General features: G+C 68.5%; 21 protein-coding genes and 1 tRNA gene. 14 read left to right on the top strand and 8 right to left on the bottom strand.

What is annotated here, in order from left to right; translation table 11 throughout:
- From EV678_RS10710 to EV678_RS10700, 3 genes are all read left to right on the top strand, one after another.
- On the top strand, positions 1 to 195 hold the full coding sequence (locus EV678_RS10710; RefSeq protein ID WP_130459526.1) for a DUF1289 domain-containing protein: 195 nt from the start codon (positions 1 to 3) through the stop codon (positions 193 to 195).
- Positions 195 to 1,130 carry an MBL fold metallo-hydrolase gene (locus EV678_RS10705; protein WP_207222258.1) on the top strand — a complete coding sequence of 312 codons (936 nt, stop codon included), beginning with the start codon at positions 195 to 197 and terminating at the stop codon, positions 1,128 to 1,130. Before EV678_RS10710 ends, EV678_RS10705 begins: the two co-directional genes overlap by 1 nt.
- A 91-nt stretch (positions 1,131 to 1,221) precedes the next feature.
- Complete coding sequence (locus tag EV678_RS10700; RefSeq protein ID WP_130459525.1) at positions 1,222 to 2,070, top strand: hypothetical protein; 849 nt, start codon at positions 1,222 to 1,224, stop codon at positions 2,068 to 2,070.
- On the opposite strand, the gene EV678_RS10695 is transcribed toward EV678_RS10700, so the two are convergent.
- Entirely contained in the window at positions 2,067 to 3,230 is a 1,164-nt protein-coding gene (locus tag EV678_RS10695) for a M20 aminoacylase family protein (protein WP_130459524.1), read from the bottom strand. The genes EV678_RS10700 and EV678_RS10695 overlap by 4 nt on opposite strands.
- Positions 3,231 to 3,386: 156 nt before the next feature.
- On the opposite strand from EV678_RS10695, the gene rapZ reads away from it, so the two are divergent.
- The 6 genes from rapZ to EV678_RS10665 are packed head-to-tail and all read left to right on the top strand — an operon-like array spanning position 3,387 to position 7,720.
- On the top strand, positions 3,387 to 4,259 hold the full coding sequence (gene rapZ / locus EV678_RS10690; RefSeq protein WP_014236096.1) for an RNase adapter RapZ: 873 nt from the start codon (positions 3,387 to 3,389) through the stop codon (positions 4,257 to 4,259).
- Positions 4,246 to 4,674, top strand: a complete 429-nt coding sequence (locus tag EV678_RS10685) for a NusG domain II-containing protein (protein ID WP_130459523.1) — start codon at positions 4,246 to 4,248, stop codon at positions 4,672 to 4,674. Before rapZ ends, EV678_RS10685 begins: the two co-directional genes overlap by 14 nt.
- Positions 4,655 to 5,230: a Gx transporter family protein gene (locus tag EV678_RS10680; RefSeq protein WP_130459522.1), complete on the top strand. Its 576-nt coding sequence runs from the start codon at positions 4,655 to 4,657 to the stop codon at positions 5,228 to 5,230. The genes EV678_RS10685 and EV678_RS10680 overlap by 20 nt, the downstream gene beginning before the upstream one ends.
- Positions 5,223 to 5,840 (top strand): flavin prenyltransferase UbiX, encoded by a 618-nt coding sequence (locus tag EV678_RS10675; RefSeq protein WP_130459521.1) that lies wholly within the window; start codon positions 5,223 to 5,225, stop codon positions 5,838 to 5,840. The genes EV678_RS10680 and EV678_RS10675 overlap by 8 nt, the downstream gene beginning before the upstream one ends.
- Positions 5,840 to 6,481, top strand: coding sequence for an LON peptidase substrate-binding domain-containing protein (locus EV678_RS10670; protein WP_130459520.1), 642 nt, complete (start codon positions 5,840 to 5,842; stop codon positions 6,479 to 6,481). Before EV678_RS10675 ends, EV678_RS10670 begins: the two co-directional genes overlap by 1 nt.
- An 18-nt stretch (positions 6,482 to 6,499) precedes the next feature.
- Positions 6,500 to 7,720 (top strand): MFS transporter, encoded by a 1,221-nt coding sequence (locus EV678_RS10665; protein WP_130459519.1) that lies wholly within the window; start codon positions 6,500 to 6,502, stop codon positions 7,718 to 7,720.
- A gap of 75 nt (positions 7,721 to 7,795) precedes the next feature.
- On the opposite strand, the gene EV678_RS10660 is transcribed toward EV678_RS10665, so the two are convergent.
- From EV678_RS10660 to mutY, 3 genes are all read right to left on the bottom strand, one after another.
- Complete coding sequence (locus EV678_RS10660) at positions 7,796 to 8,503, bottom strand: transglycosylase SLT domain-containing protein (RefSeq protein WP_130459518.1); 708 nt, start codon at positions 8,501 to 8,503, stop codon at positions 7,796 to 7,798.
- A gap of 366 nt (positions 8,504 to 8,869) precedes the next feature.
- Positions 8,870 to 10,897, bottom strand: a complete 2,028-nt coding sequence (locus tag EV678_RS10655) for a methyl-accepting chemotaxis protein (protein ID WP_130459517.1) — start codon at positions 10,895 to 10,897, stop codon at positions 8,870 to 8,872.
- Positions 10,898 to 11,071: 174 nt separating this feature from the next.
- Positions 11,072 to 12,133 (bottom strand): A/G-specific adenine glycosylase, encoded by a 1,062-nt coding sequence (gene mutY, locus EV678_RS10650; RefSeq protein WP_130459516.1) that lies wholly within the window; start codon positions 12,131 to 12,133, stop codon positions 11,072 to 11,074.
- Between the two features lie 72 nt (positions 12,134 to 12,205).
- Between mutY and EV678_RS10645 the strand changes: the two genes are divergently transcribed.
- The 3 genes from EV678_RS10645 to EV678_RS10635 are packed head-to-tail and all read left to right on the top strand — an operon-like array spanning position 12,206 to position 15,860.
- Positions 12,206 to 13,183 carry an AAA family ATPase gene (locus EV678_RS10645; RefSeq protein WP_235832451.1) on the top strand — a complete coding sequence of 326 codons (978 nt, stop codon included), beginning with the start codon at positions 12,206 to 12,208 and terminating at the stop codon, positions 13,181 to 13,183.
- The gene (locus EV678_RS10640; protein ID WP_130459515.1) at positions 13,180 to 14,493 is read left to right on the top strand and encodes a DUF58 domain-containing protein; all 1,314 of its coding nucleotides are present in this window, start codon (positions 13,180 to 13,182) and stop codon (positions 14,491 to 14,493) included. The genes EV678_RS10645 and EV678_RS10640 overlap by 4 nt, the downstream gene beginning before the upstream one ends.
- Complete coding sequence (locus EV678_RS10635; protein WP_130459514.1) at positions 14,490 to 15,860, top strand: DUF4129 domain-containing protein; 1,371 nt, start codon at positions 14,490 to 14,492, stop codon at positions 15,858 to 15,860. The genes EV678_RS10640 and EV678_RS10635 overlap by 4 nt, the downstream gene beginning before the upstream one ends.
- On the opposite strand, the gene EV678_RS10630 is transcribed toward EV678_RS10635, so the two are convergent.
- Together EV678_RS10630 and purT are read right to left on the bottom strand one after the other, a co-directional pair.
- Positions 15,857 to 16,666, bottom strand: a complete 810-nt coding sequence (locus EV678_RS10630) for an alpha/beta hydrolase (protein ID WP_328590244.1) — start codon at positions 16,664 to 16,666, stop codon at positions 15,857 to 15,859. The genes EV678_RS10635 and EV678_RS10630 overlap by 4 nt on opposite strands.
- 120 nt (positions 16,667 to 16,786) lie before the next feature.
- The gene (gene purT / locus EV678_RS10625) at positions 16,787 to 18,019 is read right to left on the bottom strand and encodes a formate-dependent phosphoribosylglycinamide formyltransferase (protein WP_130459512.1); all 1,233 of its coding nucleotides are present in this window, start codon (positions 18,017 to 18,019) and stop codon (positions 16,787 to 16,789) included.
- Between the two features lie 113 nt (positions 18,020 to 18,132).
- On the opposite strand from purT, the gene EV678_RS10620 reads away from it, so the two are divergent.
- Together EV678_RS10620 and EV678_RS10615 are read left to right on the top strand one after the other, a co-directional pair.
- On the top strand, positions 18,133 to 18,684 hold the full coding sequence (locus EV678_RS10620) for a flavin reductase family protein (RefSeq protein ID WP_130459511.1): 552 nt from the start codon (positions 18,133 to 18,135) through the stop codon (positions 18,682 to 18,684).
- 88 nt (positions 18,685 to 18,772) lie between these two features.
- A tRNA-Gly gene (locus EV678_RS10615) sits at positions 18,773 to 18,846 on the top strand.
- Positions 18,847 to 18,968: 122 nt separating this feature from the next.
- Here the strand turns inward: EV678_RS10615 and EV678_RS10610 are convergent.
- Both EV678_RS10610 and EV678_RS10605 read right to left on the bottom strand, forming a co-directional pair.
- On the bottom strand, positions 18,969 to 19,940 hold the full coding sequence (locus EV678_RS10610; RefSeq protein ID WP_130459510.1) for a hypothetical protein: 972 nt from the start codon (positions 19,938 to 19,940) through the stop codon (positions 18,969 to 18,971).
- Positions 19,933 to 20,517 (bottom strand): DUF6932 family protein, encoded by a 585-nt coding sequence (locus EV678_RS10605; RefSeq protein ID WP_130459509.1) that lies wholly within the window; start codon positions 20,515 to 20,517, stop codon positions 19,933 to 19,935. The genes EV678_RS10610 and EV678_RS10605 overlap by 8 nt, the downstream gene beginning before the upstream one ends.
- Between the last annotated feature and the right edge of the window lie 69 nt (positions 20,518 to 20,586).

The following is a 20,586-nucleotide window of genomic DNA, read 5'->3' as shown; positions in this document are numbered from 1 at the left end:
ATGAGCGAACAGGACAATCCCTGCATCGGTATCTGCACCATGGAGGACGGCTACTGCATCGGCTGCGGCCGCAGCGAGGCCGAGATTTTCGGCGACGGGGAGCCGGTGCCGGTCCCCCAGCCGTTGCCGCCGGCTGAGCCGGAGGCGCCCCTGCCGGCCAATGTGCAGGCCGAACTCGGCCCGGGCAGCGACTGATGGCATCCTCCCGATCCGTGGCGCCGCCGCCCCGGCTGCCCGCTTCCCTGCTGGTGCTGGAGCGGGGCTGGCTCTCCTCCAACAACGTTCTCTGCATCGAGGATGAAGAAGCGGCCCTGGTGGACAGCGGCTACGTCACCCACGCCGCCCAGACCCTGGCCCTGGTGGAAAAGGCCCTGGACGGCCGCCGCCTGACCCGCCTCATCAACACCCACTCCCACTCCGACCACATCGGCGGCAATGCCGCCTTGAAGCACGCCACCGGCTGCCGGGTGCTGGTGCCTGCCGGCATGGCGGCGACCATCGCCGAATGGGACGAGGAGGCCCTGCTGCTCTCGCCCCTGGGGCAGCAGGCGGCCCGCTTCCAGCACGACGCCACCCTGGCCGCCGGCGACCGGCTGACCCTGGGCGGGCTGGAATGGCAGGCCCTGGCCGTGCCCGGCCACGACATGGACGCCCTGGCCTATTTCAATGCCGACCAGGGCATCCTCATCTCCGGCGACGCCCTGTGGCAGGACGGCTTCGGCGTCATCTTCGCCGAATTGCTGGGAGGCGACGGCCTGCGCACCACCCGCCAGACCCTGGACATGCTGGCCGCCCTGCCCATCCGGGCGGTCATTCCCGGCCACGGCGCCCCCTTTGCCGACATCGGCGAAAGCTTCGAGCGGGCCTATTCCCGCCTGGCCAGCTTCGAGAGTTCCATCGAACGCCTGGCCCGCCACGCCCTCAAGGTGATGCTGGTCTTCTACCTGCTGGAAAAGCGCCGGGTACAGCGCCGCGAGTTGCCGGGCCTCATCGCCAGCCTCAGCTTCCCCCGCTCCGTGGCCGCCCGCTACCTGGCCATGGACGAGGAGGAAACGGCGGAATGGCTCACCGCCGACCTGCTGCGGGCCGGCGTGCTGCAGGAAGAAGAGGGCTGGCTGGTGGCGCGTTAACCTGGCGTTACGTTTCTGGCATGACTTCTGCATGGAAGTCGGGCATGAGCCACCCCGCGGCAGACTTTGCCGCGCCGCCAGGAGACGATTGATGAGCACCACCTCTGCCCTTGCCGCAGTCAGCGGCTATGCCAGCATTAGCCGCATTTCCGCCGCAGCCCTGGGCCGCCAGCGGGATACCGCAGAGGCCGCCTCCACCCCGGCGGCAGCGGCGCCCAGTGCCAGCGTGACCATTTCCAGCGCCGCCCGGGAGGCGGCAAGAAATGACACCGGCCAGGGCCTGAAGCTGCCGGATGCGGAGTACTGGATGAGCCGGGACTTTCCCGAGGACATCATGGCCGAAGCCCGGGCCCGGCTGGAGCAGCGCCAGCCGGCCCCCGGCGGCGGCTATCTGCCGGATAGCGTCGCCAACCTGCCCCTGCTGCCGGAGAACGAGGCCCTGTTGCAGCAGTTCCGCCAGGAGATGAAGGACATCGGGCACAACAATCCGGACCCGGAAAAGCAGGCCCGCTTCAACCGCCTGCTCAATCTGTCGATGAAGGTCCAGATCGACGGCTGGAAGGCGCCCATGACCGAAGCCGACGCCCAGCGCGAACTGGACATTTCCCGGGCCATGGGTGTGCTGCAGGCGGATCAGCCGCAAGCGGAGCCGGCGGCCGGGGACGACACGCCCCGGGTCTGGGACCCCATGGCTGGCTGGAAGACCCGCTGGCAGCAGGAAGGACTGGAAATGCCCGAAGTGACGGAGGCGGTGACGCCACAGCGTTCCCTGTGGCTGCAACTGGCCGAGGGGGCCGGCGTCGCTCAGGATGAGTTTGTCGCCCGGGCCCGGGAACTGGCATCCGGCCTGTCCGGCAATGATCTGACCCGGGCCCTCGAACAGTTCATCAGCGAACGTTACATGGCCCTCCGGGCCGGCCAGGACGGGGCGGCGGCCTAGACCGGCTTGAGGGCGGTCTCGGCCAGGCTGACCCAGTAGGAAATGCCCACCGCCAGGGCCTCGTCGTTGAAGTCGTAGTGGGGGTTGTGCAGGGTGCAGCCGCCGGTGCCCGGGCCGTTGCCCAGCCAGACGTAGCAGCCGGGCTTTTCCCGCAGCATGTAGGCGAAGTCCTCGGCGCCCATGGAGGGCAGGGCGTCGGTGATGACCCGCTCGTGGCCCAGCACGGCCCGGGCGGCGTGGCGGCAGACTTCGGTTTCGGGGCCGGAATTGACCGTGGGCGGATAGCGGTGGTCGAAGGTGACGCCGATCTGGGCCCCGGTGGCGGCGGCGACGCCGCTGACCAGGCGCTCGATGGCCCGCTCCACGGTTTCCTGCACTTCCGGCTTGAAGGTGCGGATGGTGCCGCGCAGGATGGCGTCGTCGGGAATGATGTTCCAGGCCGAGCCGGCGTGGAACTGGGTGACCGAGACCACCGCCGATTCGCAGGGATGCAGGGTGCGGCTGACCACGGTCTGCAGGGCCTGCACCAGCTGGCTGCCGGCGACGATGGGGTCCACCCCCTGGTGGGGCATGGCGGCGTGGCAGCCGTGGCCGCGGATGGCGATCTCGAAGGCGCAGGTGCCGGCCATCACCGGGCCGGGCATGATGGCCATCTCCCCCAGGGGAATGCCGGGCCAGTTGTGCAGGCCGTATACCGCCTCCACCGGGAATTTCTCGAACAGGCCGTCCTCGATCATGACGGCGGCGCCGCCTTCCGACTCCTCGGCGGGCTGGAAGATGAAGACCACGGTGCCGTCGAAGTTGCGCTGCTCCGCCAGCCAGCGGGCCGCCCCCAGGAGCAGGGCGGTGTGGCCGTCGTGGCCGCAGGCGTGCATCTTCCCTTCATGGCGGGAGCGGTGGGGGAATTCGTTTTTCTCCTCCAGGGGCAGGGCGTCCATGTCGGCGCGCAGGCCGATGGCGCGCTTGGAGCTGCCGTTCCTGAGGACACCGACCACGCCGGTTCTGGCGATGCCCCGGTGCACCTCGATGCCGTAGCGTTCCAGCTCCCGGGCCACGATGTCGGCGGTGCGGCTCTCGTCGAAAGCCAGTTCCGGATGGGCGTGGATGTCCCGGCGCAGGGCGGTCAGTTCGGGCAGGAAGGGAATGCTGAGCAGGTGCATGGCGATGAACTTGCGTGACGGTCGGTGATCGAACCGGGGCCCGACAGTGTATGCCGCCCCGGCTTGATCGCGAAAGCCCCCGCCGCTATGCTCCGGGGACCGGGCCCACACCGGCCCGCCCTTTACACCTCCGCCTTCCGATTGCTCTCCGCCCCCATGCATCTGGTCCTCATCTCCGGCCTCTCCGGCTCCGGCAAGTCCATCGCCCTCAACGTCCTCGAAGACGGCGGCTACTACTGCGTGGACAACCTGCCCTCGGAGCTGCTGCCCCAGCTCATCGACTCCCTTTCCGCCCAGGGCTACAGCAAGGTCGGGGTGGCCATGGACGTGCGCGGCGGCGCCGGCATCCGGGAGCTGCCGCGGCTCCTGGATAGCCTCAAGGCCAAGGTGGAGCTGCGCTTCCTCTTCCTCGACGCCAAGGACGAGACCCTGCTCAAGCGCTTCTCCGAGACCCGCCGCCGCCATCCCCTGGCCACCGAGTCCCGCACCCTGGTGGAGGCCATCCGGGAGGAGCGGGAGCTGCTGGAAGAGATCGCCCTGCTCGGCCACCACATCGACACCAGCGACCTCAAGGCCGCCACCCTGCGCGACTGGGTGCGCCAGTTCATCGCCGCCGACGCCAGCCACGGCCTGACCCTGCTGTTCCAGTCCTTCGGCTTCAAGCACGGCATTCCCCTGGACGCGGACCTGGTCTTCGACGTGCGCTGCCTGCCCAATCCCCATTACGACCCGGACCTGCGCCCCCTCACCGGCCGCGACCAGCCGGTGATCGACTACCTGGAAGCCCAGGAGGACGTGGGCCGCATGGCGGCGGACATTTTCCATTTCGTTTCCCAGTGGCTGCCCAGCTATGTGCGCGACAGCCGCAGCTATCTGACGGTGGCCGTGGGCTGCACCGGTGGCCAGCACCGCTCCGTGTACCTGGCCGAGTGGCTGGCCCGCCAGTTCCGCGACGGCGAAGACGAGGGCGGCAACGATGGCCTGCGGGTGTTGCTGCGTCACCGGCAGTTGTCCGATGCCGCCAAGTGAGCCGGCGGCGACAGCCGCTCCCTCCCTGGGCCAGCGCTGGCAGGAGTGGCGCCACCTGCTGCGTCCCGGCGACTGGCTGACCCTGGGCCTGGGGGCCGTGCTCTGCGCCGGCCTCTTTCCCCTGGCCTGGCAGGGCGGGGCGGCGGAAAAGGCGGTGGTGCGCAGTGGCGGCCAGGTCTTTGCCGAAGTGGATTTGAAACAGCGCCGCACCCTGGAAGTGCCCGGCCCCCTGGGTCGCACCGTCATTGCCGTGGAGCCCGGCCGGGCCCGCGTCGCCGCCGACCCCGGGCCGCGCCAGTACTGCGTGCGCCAGGGCTGGCTGGCCCGTCCCGGCGAGATCGCCATCTGCGCCCCCAACCACGTCAGCCTGCAGATCGCCGGCCGCACCTCCGCCTATGACTCCCTCAGCTACTGACGCGGACTGCCGCCGGGTGCTGCGCATTCCCCTCAGCGCCGAGGACCACCGCATCGCCCGCCTGGCGGCGGCGGCCATCGGCCTCTCCCTCATCGACGCCGCCATTCCCACGCCCCTGCCCGGGGTCAAGCCGGGGCTGGCCAACATCGTCACCCTCATCGTCCTGGCCCGCTGCGGCTGGCGGGCTGCTGCCTGGGTGACGGGCCTGCGGGTGCTGGCCGGCAGCCTGCTGCTGGGCCAGTTCCTGGCTCCCGGCTTCTTCCTTTCCGCCACCGGCGCCCTGTTCAGCCTGCTGGCCCTGGGGGCGGCGCGGCACCTGCCGGGGCGCTGGTTCGGCCCGGTCAGCCTGTCGGTGATTGCCGCCTTCGCCCACATGGCCGGGCAGATCCTCCTGGCCCGGGCCTGGCTCATCCCCCATGACGGGGTCTTTCTCCTGGCGCCCCTGTTCGCCTGCGCCGCCCTTTTCTTCGGCACGGTGAACGGCCTCGTCGCCGCCCGTTTCCTCTCCACCCCCCTGGCGGCCGAAGCGGCCGCCGCGGAGCCCGCCCATGTCTAAGACCGTCTGCCTCGCCTTCACCGGCGCCTCCGGCCTGCCCTACGGGGTGCGCCTGCTGGAATGCCTGCTTGCCGCCGGCTGCCGCGTCCAGCTGCTCTACTCCCAGGCCGCCCAGATCGTCGCCAAACAGGAGATGGACCTGGAGCTGCCCTCCCGGCCCCAGGAGGTGGCGGCCTATTTCCGCCAGCGCCATGCCGACCTGCCGGGACGCCTGGAGGTGTACGGGCGGGAGGAATGGTTCGCCCCGGTGGCCTCCGGCTCCAATCCGCCGGACGCCATGGTGGTCTGCCCCTGTTCCATGGGCACCCTGGCGGCCATCGCCCAGGGCCTCTCGGACAACCTCATCGAGCGGGCCGCCGACGTGGTGCTGAAGGAGCGCCGGCCCCTGGTGCTGGTGCCCCGGGAGACGCCCTTTTCCGCCATCCACCTGGAGAACATGCTGCGCCTGTCCCGGGCCGGGGCGGTGATCCTGCCGCCCAATCCGGGCTTCTACCATCACCCCCAGAGCGTGCAGGAGATCGTGGATTTCGTCGTCGCCCGCATCCTCGACCAGCTGGCGGTGCCGCACCGGCTCATGGCCCGCTGGGGCGAAGCCGGGGAGGAGGGCTGATGGGCTGGCTGGAACGACTGCTGGGCAAGGAACCTGCCGGCCAGGCGGCGCCCGAGGTGCTGGAAATCCCCCTCTTTCCCCTGCACACGGTGCTGTTTCCCGGCGGCGTGCTGCCCCTCAAGGTGTTCGAGCAGCGCTACCTGGACATGGCCAGCGACTGCATGAAGAACAAGCGGCCCTTCGGCGTCTGCCTCATCGCCGAGGGCAAGGAAGTGGGCGCCCCGGCGGCGCCCCACGGGGTCGGCACCCTGGCCTTCATCCGCCAGTGGGACATGCCCCAGCTGGGCATCCTGCATCTCACCGTGGCCGGCGACCACCGCTTCCGCATCCTGGAGCGTGAAACCCAGGCCGACGGCCTGCTGCGGGCCCGGGTGGAAGTGCTGGAGGAGGCGCCCTTCACTCCGGTACCGGAAGGGCTGGCGCCCCTGGTGCCCCTGCTGGAACAGATCGCCGCCGACCTGGGGCCGGAGCGCCTGCCGCCGCCCCACGCCTTCGACGACGCCAGCTGGGTCGGCTACCGCCTGTCCGAGGTCATGCCGGTGCAGCCCCTGGCCCAGCAGAAGCTGCTGGAACTGGAAGACCCGGTGTCCCGCCTGGAAATCCTCTACAAGTACCTGGCGCCCAAGGGCCTGGTGTCCTAGGCCGCCCCCGTCGTCGCCGTGACCGTTCCTGCCGCTTTCCCCTGGCGTCTGGTGCTGCTCTGCTGCGGTGCCGAGATACTCACCATGCTGGGTTTCGCCCTGGTGCCGACCCTGCTGCCCACCTTCACCGCCGAATGGGGGCTCTCCGCCACCGAGGGCGGCTGGCTCGGCGGCGTCTTCTTCCTCGGCTACATCACCGCCGTGCCCCTGCTGGTGAGCCTCACCGACCGCTACGACGCCCGCCGCATCTACCTCCTGGCGGCCAGCCTTTCCGCCCTGGCCCTGGCCGCCTTCGCCCTTTTCGCCCGGAGCTTCGTGCCCGGCCTGCTGTGCTGGCTGGTGGCTGGCTTCGGCCTGGCCGGCACTTACATGCCGGGCCTGCGGGCCCTTACCGACCGCCTGCCGGTGGCTTTCCAGTCCCGGGGCACGGCCTTCTACACCGCTTCCTTCGGCACCGGCGCCGGCCTTTCCTACCTGCTGCTGGAAGGCCTGGGCCGCCTGCTGCCCTGGCCCCTGCTGTTCGCCCTGGCGGCAGCGGCGGTGGCCGCCGCCGTGGCCCTGATCGCCTTCGCCCTGCCGCCCAAGCTGCCTGTCACTGCCGCCGGCAGCGGCGACGGCGGCTGGCGCAGCGTGCTGCGGGACCGGCGCATCCTGGCCTTCTGCGGCGCCTACTGCGGCCACAACTGGGAGCTGTTCGGCTTCCGCTCCTGGCTGGTGGCCTACCTCACCTGGTCCCACCTGCAGACGCCCTCGGCCCTGACGGCGGCCCCGGGCATCGTCGCCGCCCTGGCCACCTTCCTCGCCGTGCCGGCCAGCATCCTGGGCAACGAGGGCGCCCATCGCTGGGGCCGCACCGTCTGGCTGCGCCGGGTGATGAACCTGTCCGCCGCCATGGCCCTGCTGGTGGCGCTGATGGGCAATGTGGGCGGCCACGGCTGGTGGGCCATGGTGCTGCTGCTGGCCTACGCCGCCACCATGAACCTGGATTCGGCCGCCATGACCGCCGGCCTGCTCACCGAAACGCCGCCGGACCGGCGCGGCAAGGCCCTGGCCCTCTACGCCTGCATCGGTTTCGCCGGCGGCTTCGTCGGCCCGGTGGCCTTCGGCATGGCCCTGGACGCCTTCGGCCGGCACGGGGTCGGCGGCTGGAGCGCCGGCTTCGTCACCCTGGCCCTGGGCATCGGCCTGGCCCGGCTCAGCATCGGCCTGGTGGATAAAAAGGGGCCGGCGGCGACCTGAGCCTGAAGAAAGGCACGCCCCAATGCAAAAGGCCTGACGCAAGGTCAGGCCCGGTGGGGTGGGGACGGCGTGGCCTCAGCCGCGGCCGAGGCGGCGGTTGGCCGCATCCTCGAGGCGCTGCTTTTCGGAGAGGACCTTGGTGGCGTAGGTCTGGTCTTCGTCCCGGGTGGCGCCGGCAAACTGCTGCAGGCCTTCCATGAGGCCGCCGTTGCGGCGGATGGCCTCTTCCAGGGCCAGGGAACCGACCCGCACATTGGTTACCGGGTCCAGCAGGGGCGCCTTGCCGGCGTTGGCCGGCAGCTTGTCCTTGTGGAAACGGGGGATCACCTGCATCAGGCCCTGGGCGCCCATGACACTCTGGGAGAAGGGATTGAAACGGGATTCGACGCCGATGACGGCGACGATCAGCAGGGGGTCCAGGCTCAGTTCCTGGCTGGTGCTCTGCACGGCGTGGAAAATGGGACGCAGGGCATCGGCGGAAACCCGGTAACGCTGGGCCACATAGCCCAGGGCCGCCCGCATGCGGGGGCTGAGGGGCTCGTCGGCAGCGGGGGCGGGAGCGATGGCGGCCAGGGCCGGGGCCTGGATCACCTCGGCGGCGGCGACGCCGGCCTCGGTTTCGGCTTCGGCCGTGTTTTCGGCGCCGTTCAGTGCGTTTTCGGCGAACAAGGGGCTGGCCGTCACCAGCAGGGCCAGGACGGCCACCACCAGACAGACTTGCAGCAGGTTGAAGGCGCAACTGACGCGCCGGGACATGTACTTGAGCGAGAAGGTGGAAGACATGCGCTCTCTCTCCTTTCCTGTGGCCACCGCGTCGACAACCTCGGGACGCGAATACGGTGACAGTGGGGTTCAAGAAATCGGGAGGCGGCAGAAGCGCCTCCGCAGTCGGCCCGGTTGGAGGGAAGGGCAGTCGCCTCAGCAGAGGGGAGGCGGGTAAGGGACCGACTGAAAAAAATAACGCCGCGAAGCGGCGATGTGCGCACTATATTGATTCTATTGGGATTTGTCAAGAATGGCCGGAATCCCGCATCAATGCAGGCCTTGCCGGGCGGGGCCGTTGCAGGCGCCGCCGGTTGGCCGCCGTTCCCGGGGTCAATACAAAAAAGCCCGGCCGGAGCCGGGCTTGGTCGGGAGCCCAGACATGCCTCAGAGGCTGAAGCGCTGGGTGTCCCGTTGCAGATTGTCGGCGGCCGCCACCAGCTTGGCGGCCCGTTCCAGATTGGCCTGGGCGGCGTAGCCGGTCTCTTCGGCCATGCTGGCCACCTGCTCGATTTCCCGGGCGATGCTTTGGGCTGCACCGGACTGTTCCCGGGTGGCGCCGGCAATGTCCTGGATGGCGTTGCTGACCTGGGCCGAGCGCTGGGAAACCCGGGTCAGGGCCTCCTCCAGCTGGCGGGAGGCCTGGACCGAGTCGGCAGCCCGGGTCACGGCCTGGGCGATGGTGTCCTGCACCGTGTTCACGCCCACGCCCACCTGGGAGAGGATGCTGGAGATTTCCTGGGCGGTATGGCCGGACTGCTCCGCCAGCTTGCGCACCTCGTCGGCCACCACGGCGAAGCCGCGCCCCGCTTCGCCGGCCCGGGCCGCCTCGATGGCGGCGTTGAGGGCCAGCAGGTTGGTCTGTTCGGCGATGCCCTTGATGGCGGAGAGGGCGTGCTCGATTTCCTGGGAACGGCGCCCCAACTCGCCCACCTGCTCTGCCGAATGCCGCACGGCATCGGCGGTCTGGCCCATGGCGCTGATCGCCTGGCTGACCGTGCCCAGGCTGGAATCGGCCACCTGGCGTGCCTCTTCGGTGAGGGCCAGGGCCGCCTGGGCGCTCTCGGCCACCAGGTGGATGCTGGCGGAAAGCTCCTCGGCGGAAGCCGACATGGAGGCGGCCGCTTCGCTCTGGCTGGCGGTGGCGCCGTTGAGTTCGCCCGAGGCGTCGGAGATTTCGGCGGCGGTGCCGTTCAGGGTCTGGCTGGTGCTCTGCAGATTGGCGATCAGGCCACGGATGGCGGTGATCGCCTGGCCCAGGGCACGGGACAGCACATCCACCTCGTTGCGGCTGGCCTCGGCGCCCCGGAGCTCCACCGACAGGTCGCCGTCGCCCAGGCGGTTGGCGGCCTCCACCACGACTGTCACCGGCTTCAGGCGCTGCTGGGCGAGGAGGGCGATGGCCAGCATGAGGGCGATGCCGAGTACCAGGGCCAGGGCCAGCACCTGGTTGCGCAGGGCCAGGGTGTCTTCGGTGAATTCGTCGGTCCAGGAGCCGATGGCGGCGATCCAGTGCAGCTCGGGCAGTTCCTTGACCACCACGATCTTGTCCCGCTCCCGGCCCTCCTTGTCCTTCCACTTGTATTCCACCACCCCGTTGCGCTTGGCGTTGAGCAGGTCGGTGACGTGCTTGGCCATGGGGCCGGCCTCGCCGGTCTTCTTGCCTTCCAGGGTGGGGTGGATGATGTAGACGCTCTCCGTCTGGTCGCCGTAGGGCTGGGAAATGATGTAGGGGTAGCCGCTCTTACCCACCGTCAGGCCCAAGAGCTTCTTCTTCAGCAGGGCAATGTTGTCCTCCGCGTCCAGGCGCAGGGTGATGCCCCCCAGGACCTTGCCGCTGTCGTCCTTGATCGGCATGGCGGCCAGGGCGTACATCTTGCCGTTGCGCTGGATGGTGCCGGCGTAGGGCTCGCCCCGGTTGAGATAGGCCACGTATTCCTCCTTGTCGGAGAGGGCCTCGCCGTTGCGGGATTCGCCGGCCGCGTTCTTGAGCAGGGTGGCGCCCCGATAGTAGCGCTCGCCGCTGCGGATGACGAAGGACGGCTCCCGGCCCGGGTTGGCCTTGCGGTAGGCCTCCAGCAGGGGGGTGTTGCCGTTGATGGGCGTATTGCCCAGCAGCAGTTCGGGCAGCTGCTCCTTGCCGGTGGCTATGCTGCGGCCGCTGGCCCGGATGTGTCCGTCCAGGGAGCGCTCGAACACCCGCAGGTTGTCCAGGGCCCGCAGTTTCAGGGTCTCCTGGGCGAATTCCAGGGTGGTGACGATGAGGGCAGTCTGCTCCTGCAGGGACTGCTCGGTCTGCTTGATGGCGGCCTCGCGGGCCAGGTAGGTGACGACGCTGCTCAATACGGCAACCATCACGGCCACGGCAATGGCGGCTGCCACCAGGATCTGCCTGGATAACGGGAAATTTTTCATGAAAGGCTCGGCGATGCTTCTTGTTTGTTATTGGAAAGCCTCGCGGATGAACACCTCCCTGCACCGCGAAGCCGGGCGCTTTTTAACACGCCCCCAGGCCCCGCCGTTATGCACTAGTTAATAGATTGAACTGACGAAAGCTGGCCGGGAGCTGGCCGGGAAGCGGCGCCCAGACTAGAACAGCGGTGCTTGCAGCAGCTTGCGCAGGGGCGTCGGCAGGGCCGCCGTGGCCATGTCCTGCCAGGGCAGCCATTCCCAGCCCGGCTCCCCAGCCGTGGCTACCGGTGCCACCTGGCACAGCAGGGGCGTCAGTTCCAGGCGGAAGTGGGTGAAGGTGTGGCGGATCGGCGGCAGGGCCTGCTCCGCCTGCAGTTGCAGGCCCAGGCCGAGGGCCAGGCTGGCGGCGCTTTCCCCCGGTGCCAGCTCGGGCAGGGCCAGCAGGCCGCCCCAGATGCCGCTGGGGGGGCGGCGCTGCAGCAGCAGGCGCGGGCCGTCGCTGAAGATCACTGCCGTCACCCGGCGCTCCGGGATGACCTTGCCCGGCCGGGCCTCCGGCAGTTCCTCCTGGCGTCCCTCGCGGCGGGCGACGCAGATTTCCTGCATGGGGCAGATGGCGCAGGTGGGCTTGCCCCGGCTGCACAGGCTGGCCCCCAGGTCCATGATGCCCTGGGTGTAGATCTCGATCTCGCCCGGGCCGTGGGGCAGCAGGGACTCGGCCAGTTGCCACAGGCCCTTCTCCACCTTGGGCGCGCCGGGAAAGCCGCTGACGCCGAAACAGCGGCACAGCACCCGCTTGACGTTGCCGTCCAGGATGGCGCCCCGTACCCCGTAGGCGAAGGCGGCGATGGCCGCCGCCGTGGAGCGGCCGATGCCCGGCAGTTCGGCGATGCGCTCCGGCTCCCGGGGGAAGCGGCCGCCGTGTTCCGCCATCACCCGCACGGCGCAGGCGTGCAGGTTGCGCGCCCGGGCGTAGTAGCCCAGGCCGGCCCACAGTTCCAGTACCCGCTCCACGGGTGCCGCCGCCAGGTCCGCCAGGGTCGGGAACTCGGCCAGGAAGCGGGCGTAGTAGGGCATCACCGTGGTCACCTGGGTCTGCTGCAGCATGATTTCCGAGAGCCAGATGGGATAGGCGTCCCGGGTCTGCTGCCAGGGCAGGTCGTGGCGGCCGTGGCGCTTCTGCCAGGCGATCAGGCGGGGGGCGAATTCGGCGACGGGATCGGGGGCGGTCTTGGGCACGGGCTGCTCGGGACTGATGGGAAAGCGTTCAAGGGCGCCATTCTACCGCCCGCCGCCGGATTGCCCGGGGCCATGCCGGCGGGCTACACTGCGGCCCATTCCAACGACATGAACGCTGCCGCCTCCATGCAGACCATCCAGACCCTCATCGACAACGTGGAACAAGTGATCATCGGCAAGCGCCCGGTGATCGAACTGGCCGTGGTCGCCCTGCTCTGTCGCGGCCACCTGCTGCTGGAGGACGTGCCGGGCACCGGCAAGACCATGCTGGCCCGGGCCCTGGCCAAGTCCGTGGCCCTCGACTGCAAGCGCCTGCAATGCACGCCGGACCTGCTGCCCTCCGATGTCACCGGGGTGCCGGTGTTCAACCAGAAGACCACGGAATTCGAGTTCCGCCCCGGCCCGGTGTTCACCAACATCCTCCTGGCCGACGAAATCAACCGGGCCACGCCCCGGGCCCAATCGGCCCTGCTGGAGTGCATGGAGGAATTCCACGTCAGCGTGGACGGCCACACCTACCCCCTGCCGCCGGTTTTCATGGTCCTGGCCACCCAGAACCCCATCGAGATGGCCGGCACCTACGTGCTGCCCGAGGCCCAGCTGGACCGTTTCTTCATGCGCCTGTCCACCGGCTATCCCAGTGCGGCGGAGGAAGCCCGCATCCTGCGCGCCCAGGCCCACGGCCATCCCATCGAGCGGCTGCAGGCCGTGCTCGGCGAGGCGGAACTGCTGGTGGCGCGCCAGGCGGTGAGCGAGGTGCATGTGGAAGATTCCCTGGCCGACTACGTGGCCCGCCTGGTGGCGGCCACCCGGGTCCATCCGGACCTGCGCCTGGGCGCCAGTCCCCGGGGTACCCTGGCCCTGTGCCGGGCGGCCCAGGGTCTGGCCCTGTTGCAGGGTCGCGACTACGTCAGCCCGGAGCTGGTGAAGACGGTGGCCCAGCCGGTGCTGGCCCACCGCCTCATCCTGCGGCCCCAGGCCGCCGCCCAGGGACGCCATGCGGAAGCGGTGCTGGCGGACATCCTGAACCAGGTGCCGGCCCCCGTATGAGCGACTCCCGGGCGCCGGAGACGCCCCTGCCCCTGGCGTTCGACGGCCGGCCCCTGGCCGGCTGGCTGGGGCGGCACCGGCGCGCCCTGATCTTGGCCGGTCTCACCCTGGTGGCCTACACGGCCGCCCTCAACCGGGTGCAGGCCCTGCTGTGGGCGGTGGCCGCCCTGTTCCTCGCCACCCTGGCGGCCGGCGTGGTCTGGCCCCACTGGCTGGTGCGCCGTCTGGCGGCGGAGCGCAGCGGCCCGGTGCGGGCCGCCGAGGGCGAGCCGCTGCAACTGACGGTGACGGTGCACAACCGGGGCCTGCTGCCCCGCTTCATGGTGGAACTGGTGGACCGCCTGCCCTTCGTCGGCGCCGCGGCCGGCGCGCCCCTGGCCGAGGTGGTGCTGGGCCAGGTGGCCTGGGTGCCGGGGGGCGGCACGCGCCAGTTCAGCGTCACCCTGCAGGCGGAAAAGCGGGGCCTCTACCAGCTCGGTCCGGTGGGCCTGGCCTCCAGCTTTCCCCTGGGGCTGGCCGAGGCCCGCCAGGGGCGCAACGCCGGGCTCACCTCCCTGGTCATCTATCCCCGGATCTTTCCCATCGTCGCCCTACCCCTGCGCGGCACGCCCACCCTGATCCACCGGGGCGCCCTGCAGTTGCCGGAGGGGGCCGGCAGCAGCGAGTTCTGCGGCCTGCGGGAATACCGCCGGGGCGACAACCCGCGCCACATCCACTGGCCCAGCAGCGCCCGCAACGCCGAACTGATGGTGCGGGAGTTCGAGCCCCTGGCCTCCGCCAGCCTGTGCCTGGTGCTGGATTGCCAGGCCGGCGCGGAACTGGGCCGGGGCCGGGATTCCAGCTTCGAGGTGGCGGTGCGCATCGCCGCCTCCCTGGCCCGCTACGCCACCGGCAACGGCCTGCCGGTACGGCTCCTGGGCGCCGGCCGGCAGCCCCTGGAGATCGGCGCCGGCTGCGGCGAACTGCACTTCCAGGAAATGCTGGATGCCCTGGCCGTGGTGGCGGCGGACGGCGACACGCCCTACGCCCAGATGCTGGAGCAGGCCGCCGCAGCCCTGACGCCGGGGGAGACCGTGATCAGCTTCCACAACGAGCCGGCCGTGCCCGGGGGCGGCCAGGCGACGTTGGGGGCCCTGGCCCAGCTGCGGCAGCGGGGCGCCCATCTGCTGTCCCTGCGCTTCGTCCCCGAAAGCTTCACCGGCGCCACCGCCTGGGGCAGCGACGGCCTGACCGGCGGCCTCATGGAACTGGGCGCCCGGGTGCTGCCGGTGCGCCGGGGCGATGATCTGCTGGCCCTGTTCAATCCATGACCCGTTCTGCCGCCGCCACCATGCCCCTCACCTACGGTCCCGCCTACCTGGGGCTGTACGCCTGCCTGACCCTGGGGGTCATGTGCAACTGCTTCCTCGACATCCAGTACGGCCACTTCGGCTTCGAGGTGACGCTGTGGGCCCTGCTGTTCGGCCTGACCCTGTTCCTCGGCTGGCGCCAGCAGGGCGTGGCCAGCGAGCTGGGCCGGGGTTGGCAGAAGGCGGTGCTGGTCATGGCCGGCGTGCTCTTCTTCCTCATTCTCCTGCCCGTCTGGGGCATGCCCCGGGGCGGACTCTACCTGCTGTGCGGCATGCAGGCGGCGCAGAACTGCATCAGCGTCAGCCGCCGCCATTTCTACATGGGCCTGCTGGTGTCGGCGGTGCTGGTGCTGTTCGCCGCCGCCCACTACCGGGCCGACTGGACCATGCTCTTCTATCTGCTGCCCTATGTGCTGGCGGTGGTGCTGAGCCTGGTGGCGGAGCAGGTGGATCGCCGCTCCCGCCAGGTCCAGGCCCTGGCCCTGGGCGACGGCCGCGTTGCCGGCCAGGGGCTGGCGGCGGTGACAGCCTCCCTGGTGATCCTGGGGCTGGCGGGCCTGTTCTATGCCATCACGCCCCAGGTCTCCTGGGCCGATCTCTCCTGGAAGCACGGCCTGCCCGGCGGGGTGCAGTTGGGCGAGAGTCCGGCCGGCGGCGGCGCCGGGGGCGGCAGCGGTGGCCATGGGGCAGCCGGCGGCAGTGGCGGGGGCGGCGCCGGGGAGGCAGGTCCGCTCCGTTCCGCCTGGCCCGGTCCCGGAGAAATGCGCCTGGCCGCCCGCCGGCCCGGCATGCCGGAGTGGCAGGCCAGCGCCATCAACCATCTGGCGGATTGGCTGGAGCAGCTGACGCAGGCCACGGCTCCGGCCTGCGAGGCGGTGGAAGACTGGTGGGAGCGCTTCAAGCAATGGATGCAGGAGCACCTGCAGGAAGTGGTCCAGACCCTGCTGGCGCTGCTGTTGTTGGCCCTGGTGCTGGCCTATTGGCTGCTGGCGCGGGAGACGGGGCCGCTGGCCTGGCTGCGCACCCGCCTCGATTATCTGCGCCTGGGCCTGGGCGGGCGCCACGGGGCAGGGGGGCGCGGCATCCGTCAGTACTTCCATGCCGCCGAACGGCTCTTCGCCTACTACGGTGAGCCCCGGGCCGCCGCCCAGGGTCCCCGGGAATACGGGCGCCAGCTGCACCGCCGCTACCCGGATCTGGCCGAGGACTTGCATGTGCTGACGGGCTATTTCGACATCGTCAGCTACAGCGGCCGGGAGCCCCGGCCCCAGGCCCTGGCAGCCATGCGCCAGGCCTACCGGCGCATCTTCCGGACGCTGACGGACTAACTGGCGCCGGGAGTCGCCGGCCCCGCTTCGCCCGGATGGAGATGGGCGGCCAGGAATTCCAGCAACCGGGGCATCTGCTCCTCCACCTCGCCGTAGCTGTCGTGGCTGCCGGGCACCACCAGCAGCTCGGCCGCGGTGTCGCCCCGGGCGGCGAGGATGGCCCGGGCTTCGGCCAGGGGCACGGTGTCGTCGGCGTCGCCATGGACCAGCAGCACCGGGCAGCGGGCCCGGGCGATGCTGCGTATGGGGGCGATGGCATCGAAGCGGTGGCCGATGGTCCGCTCCACATAACGCAGGATGTACCAGCCCAGGGGCAGATAGGGGATGTGCAGGGCCCACAGCCAGCGCCGCATCATGGCCGCCGGGTGGGCGAAGGCGGCGACGCTGACGGCGGCGGCCAGGCCGTCGCGGCGGGAGGCCACCAGCAGGGCGGCGCCGGCACCGACGGAATGGCCGAGCACCGCCAGGCGCCGGCCATCCACCTCCGGCTGGCCGGGCAGCCAGTCCAGGGCCGCTTCCAGGTCTTCGGCGAAGCGGGGCAGGGAGGCGAAAGTGTCGGCCTCGCTGCGGCCGTGGCTGCGGGCGTCGAGCAGCAGCACGGCGTAGCCGGCCCGGTGCAGGGGCGCCGCCAGGGGCAGCATCATTTCCGCGTTGCCGCCCCAGCCGTGCAGTACCGCCACCGTGGGGGCGGCGGCAGTGGCGGCGGGAATCATCCAGGCGAAGAGGCGCTTGCCCCGGGGCCCGGCGATGGCGCACTCACGAAAGGGCAGGCCCAGGTCGCCCGGACTGCCTTGTTCCGGGACCATGGGTGCCTGCAGGCCGCGCCGGATGGCCCAGTGCAGGCCGGCACGGCCAAGAAGAAGGGCCAGTGCGGCCCCCAGGGAAGGGAGTAGCCACTGGCCCGTATCCATTGGGTTGCGGCCCGCTTATTTCTTGGTGGCGGGCTTGCCGGAAACCGGCGTCACCCGGCTGGCGGCCAGGCTGGCCCGCTGCCGGGCCTGTTCGATGCTGCCGCCGGTGGCCAGGGCCACGCCCATGCGGCGCTTCTTGAAGCTCTCGGGCTTGCCGAACAGGCGCAGGTCGGCGGTGGGCACCTGCAGGGCCTCGGCCACGCCTTCGTAGGCCACGCCCTGTTCCTCCAGGCCGCCGTAGATGACGGCGGAGGCGCCGGGCGTGCGCAGGCTGGCATCCACCGGCAGGCCCAGGATGGCCCGGGCGTGCAGTTCGAATTCGGAGAGGCGCTGGCTGGTCAGGGTCACCAGGCCCGTGTCGTGGGGGCGCGGGCTGACTTCGGAGAACCACACCTGGTCGCCCTTGATGAACAGCTCGACGCCGAAGATGCCGCGGCCGCCCAGGTTGCTGGTGACCTTTTCGGCGATCTCCCGGGACTTCTCCCGGGCCGCCTCGCTCATGGGCTGGGGCTGCCAGGATTCCACATAGTCGCCGTCCACCTGGATGTGGCCGATGGGTTCGCAGAAGAAGGTTTCCACCTGGCCCGAGCTGCCCACGGCGCGCACGGTGAGCTGGGTGATCTCGTAGTCGAACTTGACGAAGCCCTCGACGATGACCCGGGACTGCTGCACCCGGCCGCCGGCCTGGGCGTGGTTCCAGGCCCTCTCCACGTCGGCGGGGGTCTTCAGCAAGGACTGGCCCTTGCCGGAGGAAGACATCACCGGCTTGACCACGCAGGGGTAGCCGATGCCCTTCTCCTCCCCCGTGCCGTCGATGGCGGCCTGCAGCTCGGCCAGGGAATCGGCGAAGCGGTAGGGCGAGGTGGGCAGGCCCAGTTCCTCGGCGGCCAGGCGGCGGATGCCTTCCCGGTTCATGGTCAGCTTGGCGGCCCGGGCCGTGGGAATGACCTGGGCCAGGCCCTCGGCCTCGATCTCCACCAGGGTGTCGGTGGCGATGGCCTCGATCTCCGGCACCACCAGATGGGGCTTCTCCAGCTCGATGAGGCGGCGCAGGGCGGCCCCGTCGGTCATGGAAATGACGTGGGAACGGTGGGCCACCTGCATGCCCGGCGCATCGGCGTAGCGGTCCACGGCGATGACCTCGACACCCAGGCGCTGCAAGGCGATAATCACCTCCTTGCCCAGTTCTCCCGCCCCCAGCAGCATCACCTTGGTGGCCGAAGGGGAGAGGGGCGTTCCGATTCTCATAGCATCACTTCCTTGAAAATAAGGGCATTGCAGGGGCAGACCGCCACAGCGGCGCCACCCCGGACGGCAAAAAGTCCGCGCATGTTAGCACGCAGCCCGCCTCCGACGACTTCATGACTTCCAGCCAAAACTCCGCCCTCGACCTGCCCTGCAACACCTGCGACAGCGACGCCGCCGCCACCCCGGCCCCCTTCGACTGCCGCGCCTTCCGCAACGCCCTGGGCGGCTTCGCCACCGGCGTCACCGTGGTCACCGCCATGGCCGCCGACGGCACCCCGGTGGGCCTCACCGTCAGCTCCTTCAATTCCGTCTCCCTGGAGCCGCCCCTGGTGCTGTGGAGCCTCTCCGCCAACTCCCCCAGCCTGGGCATTTTCGAGAGCGCCTCCCACTTTGCCGTGAACGTGCTGGCAGCGAACCAGGAAGAAGTCTCCAACCGCTTCGCCTCCCGCCTCGAAGACAAGTTCGACGGCGTGGCCTGGCAGCCCGGCCTGGGCGGCGCCCCGGTGCTGGCCGGCACCTGCGCCAGCTTCGAATGCGCCAACGTCGCCCGCCATGCCGGCGGCGACCACCTCATCTTCATCGGCCAGGTCGAGCGCTTCGCCCAGGACCCGGCCCAGCCCCCTCTCGTCTTCCAGGGCGGCCGCTACCGCCGCCTGGCCGACTGAGTTTCGTACCCCGCCGGTTGCCCCTGCGGCAGGCGGCGGCGTAGAATGCCACCTCGGTTCCGCCTCCGGAGCCGCCAAATCAGCCCGAGCGGGCGTCGTATAATGGTAATACCCTAGCTTCCCAAGCTAGAGCCGTGGGTTCGATTCCCATCGCCCGCTCCACATCGAATTTAGGCGGATCGTTGATCTGCAAAAGAGAAAGCCAACCGGTTCCGGTTGGCTTTTTTGTTGTCTGGTCGATATCTGGTCCCCGGCAACTCACCTAGGAAGCGTGGGTACACTGCCTAGGTCACGTCGGCTCTATTTACAAGCCGGATCAGCGTGTGAACCTTACGCGGTGCCCGGTTACGCTCCCGAATTTCGCGAGTCCGAATCTCAACTCTCCAAGGCCCTTGCGGGATCGAGCGAGCGTCAATGGGAGCCTGACCGATTTCGGGTTGCCCCTCCAGTTGCCGAATAACGGCTTGACTGACTGTGCCCTTCATAATTACGCGTAAGCCATCATCGTTAGGAATATAAAAATCAAAACGACGTGAATCGGGTAGCAAAAAAAGCGTGCCCGTATACGTTGTAGTCTGATCTTCAATTTCAAGAGCCTGAATCCGCGCGCGGGCTAATGAAATAGACTGTCGATCAAGCAAAAAGTCGTGAGCCCCTTGGACGACACGCAAAGTCGCGCCACCATCATCTAGTTTTTGAAAAAACTGTTTTAACGTAACTAAGGTTCGTTCATCAAGAATTGATGCAGCCTCATCGAATATCGTTTCATCTTCTGCACCCACTCGGGAGAGGATCTCTGATATCTCCTCGACCACTTCCATCAAAGGGGTTTCAAGTATCTCGTTATTGCTTCCGGCTTCCTCAAGCACAAATCCGAAAGAGCCTCGAAGCGTGCCAGTGATCATCAATTGCGAATTTCCTGATTGTGGTACCGGCCCACGTGTTCCCAATTGACCTATTTCCCGACTGCAGTAACGTTTTGAGACCAGAGCCTGGTAGTCATCAAGAACTTGGCCTGCAAAGTCAGCGTAAATTCCGCGTGCACCCTGAACGGGAGCTCCTCCAAAGAAAAGACCAACTTCGGCATGAGTTTCAGGAGCGTTGCCAATCCGTTGCAAGGAGCTTAACAACTCGTCGCGGCGCGCTGAATATTGAAAGTGGCCGATGGGGTCATCATCAGCAGTTCGCGAAGTCAGCATGGCGTCTATGGAGGCGATGTCAGCCTTCAGCGCATCAATTTCGAGCTTTTTAAGCATTAGTTCCTCCTTCCAACTCTGGCCAAGCTTTGTCTAGGTAATCGACGGCATCTTGGTCATTAGAGTTCAATGGAACTTGGAGCATCCCTTTCCAAAGTGTCGACTCACGTTGGTGAGAAAAGAGCCCAAACCAATAGCGGGTATCATCGACCAGCATTTCTGGATTTTTGGCTAGGTCAACAAAAAACGCATCGCATGAAAAAACAATCTTTGCTTGGTTTCGGTCGAGTAGATGAACGTGCTTCTGCATCCACTCTCTTTTGGCAGCCACATCGGATGCGGGTAGTTTTCCAAAGGTAACTACATCTAGATCCTTGGGCGGAACTTTTCTGATCTGCTCAACATCCTCAACGAAGCTACCATCAAGCCATTGAAATCCTGCGGTAACACCAGCGCTCAATAAAGCGCTACGGTAGGCTAATAAACCCCTTAAGATTTTTACTCTGGGTCTACTTGTGGCAAATCTGGCTACGACATCGTGCATGGACACCTTGTAAGGTGACATGTCTGCCCGTCGAGTAGGGTTTTCTCCGACGAATGGCGGCAACACCATTGACGCATTGAACGAAGGAATCACAGCTTTTGCCTCGTTATTTATTATGTCTTTGGGATTGTCCCAAAAAAGATCCTCCTAGGCTACCGCTCA

The organism is Azospira oryzae (assembly GCF_004217225.1).
In the GTDB taxonomy this organism is placed as follows: domain Bacteria; phylum Pseudomonadota; class Gammaproteobacteria; order Burkholderiales; family Rhodocyclaceae; genus Azospira; species Azospira oryzae.
Note: the sequence above shows the minus strand (reverse complement) of the source record. Positions and strands in the feature narration are given on the sequence as shown.

Bases quoted from the DNA above. Each gene is read 5' to 3' on its own strand.
- EV678_RS10705 (WP_207222258.1), top strand. From the start codon at position 195: ATGGCATCCTCCCGATCCGTGGCGCCGCCGCCCCGGCTGCCCGCTTCC.
- EV678_RS10645 (WP_235832451.1), top strand. From the start codon at position 12,206: ATGCCGGCGGGCTACACTGCGGCCCATTCCAACGACATGAACGCTGCC.
- purT (WP_130459512.1), bottom strand. From the start codon at position 18,019: ATGAGAATCGGAACGCCCCTCTCCCCTTCGGCCACCAAGGTGATGCTG.
- EV678_RS10630 (WP_328590244.1), bottom strand. From the start codon at position 16,666: ATGGTCCCGGAACAAGGCAGTCCGGGCGACCTGGGCCTGCCCTTTCGT.
- EV678_RS10675 (WP_130459521.1), top strand. From the start codon at position 5,223: ATGTCTAAGACCGTCTGCCTCGCCTTCACCGGCGCCTCCGGCCTGCCC.
- EV678_RS10620 (WP_130459511.1), top strand. From the start codon at position 18,133: ATGACTTCCAGCCAAAACTCCGCCCTCGACCTGCCCTGCAACACCTGC.
- EV678_RS10710 (WP_130459526.1), top strand. From the start codon at position 1: ATGAGCGAACAGGACAATCCCTGCATCGGTATCTGCACCATGGAGGAC.
- EV678_RS10655 (WP_130459517.1), bottom strand. From the start codon at position 10,897: ATGAAAAATTTCCCGTTATCCAGGCAGATCCTGGTGGCAGCCGCCATT.
- EV678_RS10660 (WP_130459518.1), bottom strand. From the start codon at position 8,503: ATGTCTTCCACCTTCTCGCTCAAGTACATGTCCCGGCGCGTCAGTTGC.
- EV678_RS10680 (WP_130459522.1), top strand. From the start codon at position 4,655: ATGACTCCCTCAGCTACTGACGCGGACTGCCGCCGGGTGCTGCGCATT.
- EV678_RS10610 (WP_130459510.1), bottom strand. From the start codon at position 19,940: ATGCTTAAAAAGCTCGAAATTGATGCGCTGAAGGCTGACATCGCCTCC.
- EV678_RS10700 (WP_130459525.1), top strand. From the start codon at position 1,222: ATGAGCACCACCTCTGCCCTTGCCGCAGTCAGCGGCTATGCCAGCATT.
- EV678_RS10670 (WP_130459520.1), top strand. From the start codon at position 5,840: ATGGGCTGGCTGGAACGACTGCTGGGCAAGGAACCTGCCGGCCAGGCG.
- rapZ (WP_014236096.1), top strand. From the start codon at position 3,387: ATGCATCTGGTCCTCATCTCCGGCCTCTCCGGCTCCGGCAAGTCCATC.
- EV678_RS10695 (WP_130459524.1), bottom strand. From the start codon at position 3,230: ATGCACCTGCTCAGCATTCCCTTCCTGCCCGAACTGACCGCCCTGCGC.
- EV678_RS10635 (WP_130459514.1), top strand. From the start codon at position 14,490: ATGACCCGTTCTGCCGCCGCCACCATGCCCCTCACCTACGGTCCCGCC.
- EV678_RS10685 (WP_130459523.1), top strand. From the start codon at position 4,246: ATGCCGCCAAGTGAGCCGGCGGCGACAGCCGCTCCCTCCCTGGGCCAG.
- EV678_RS10640 (WP_130459515.1), top strand. From the start codon at position 13,180: ATGAGCGACTCCCGGGCGCCGGAGACGCCCCTGCCCCTGGCGTTCGAC.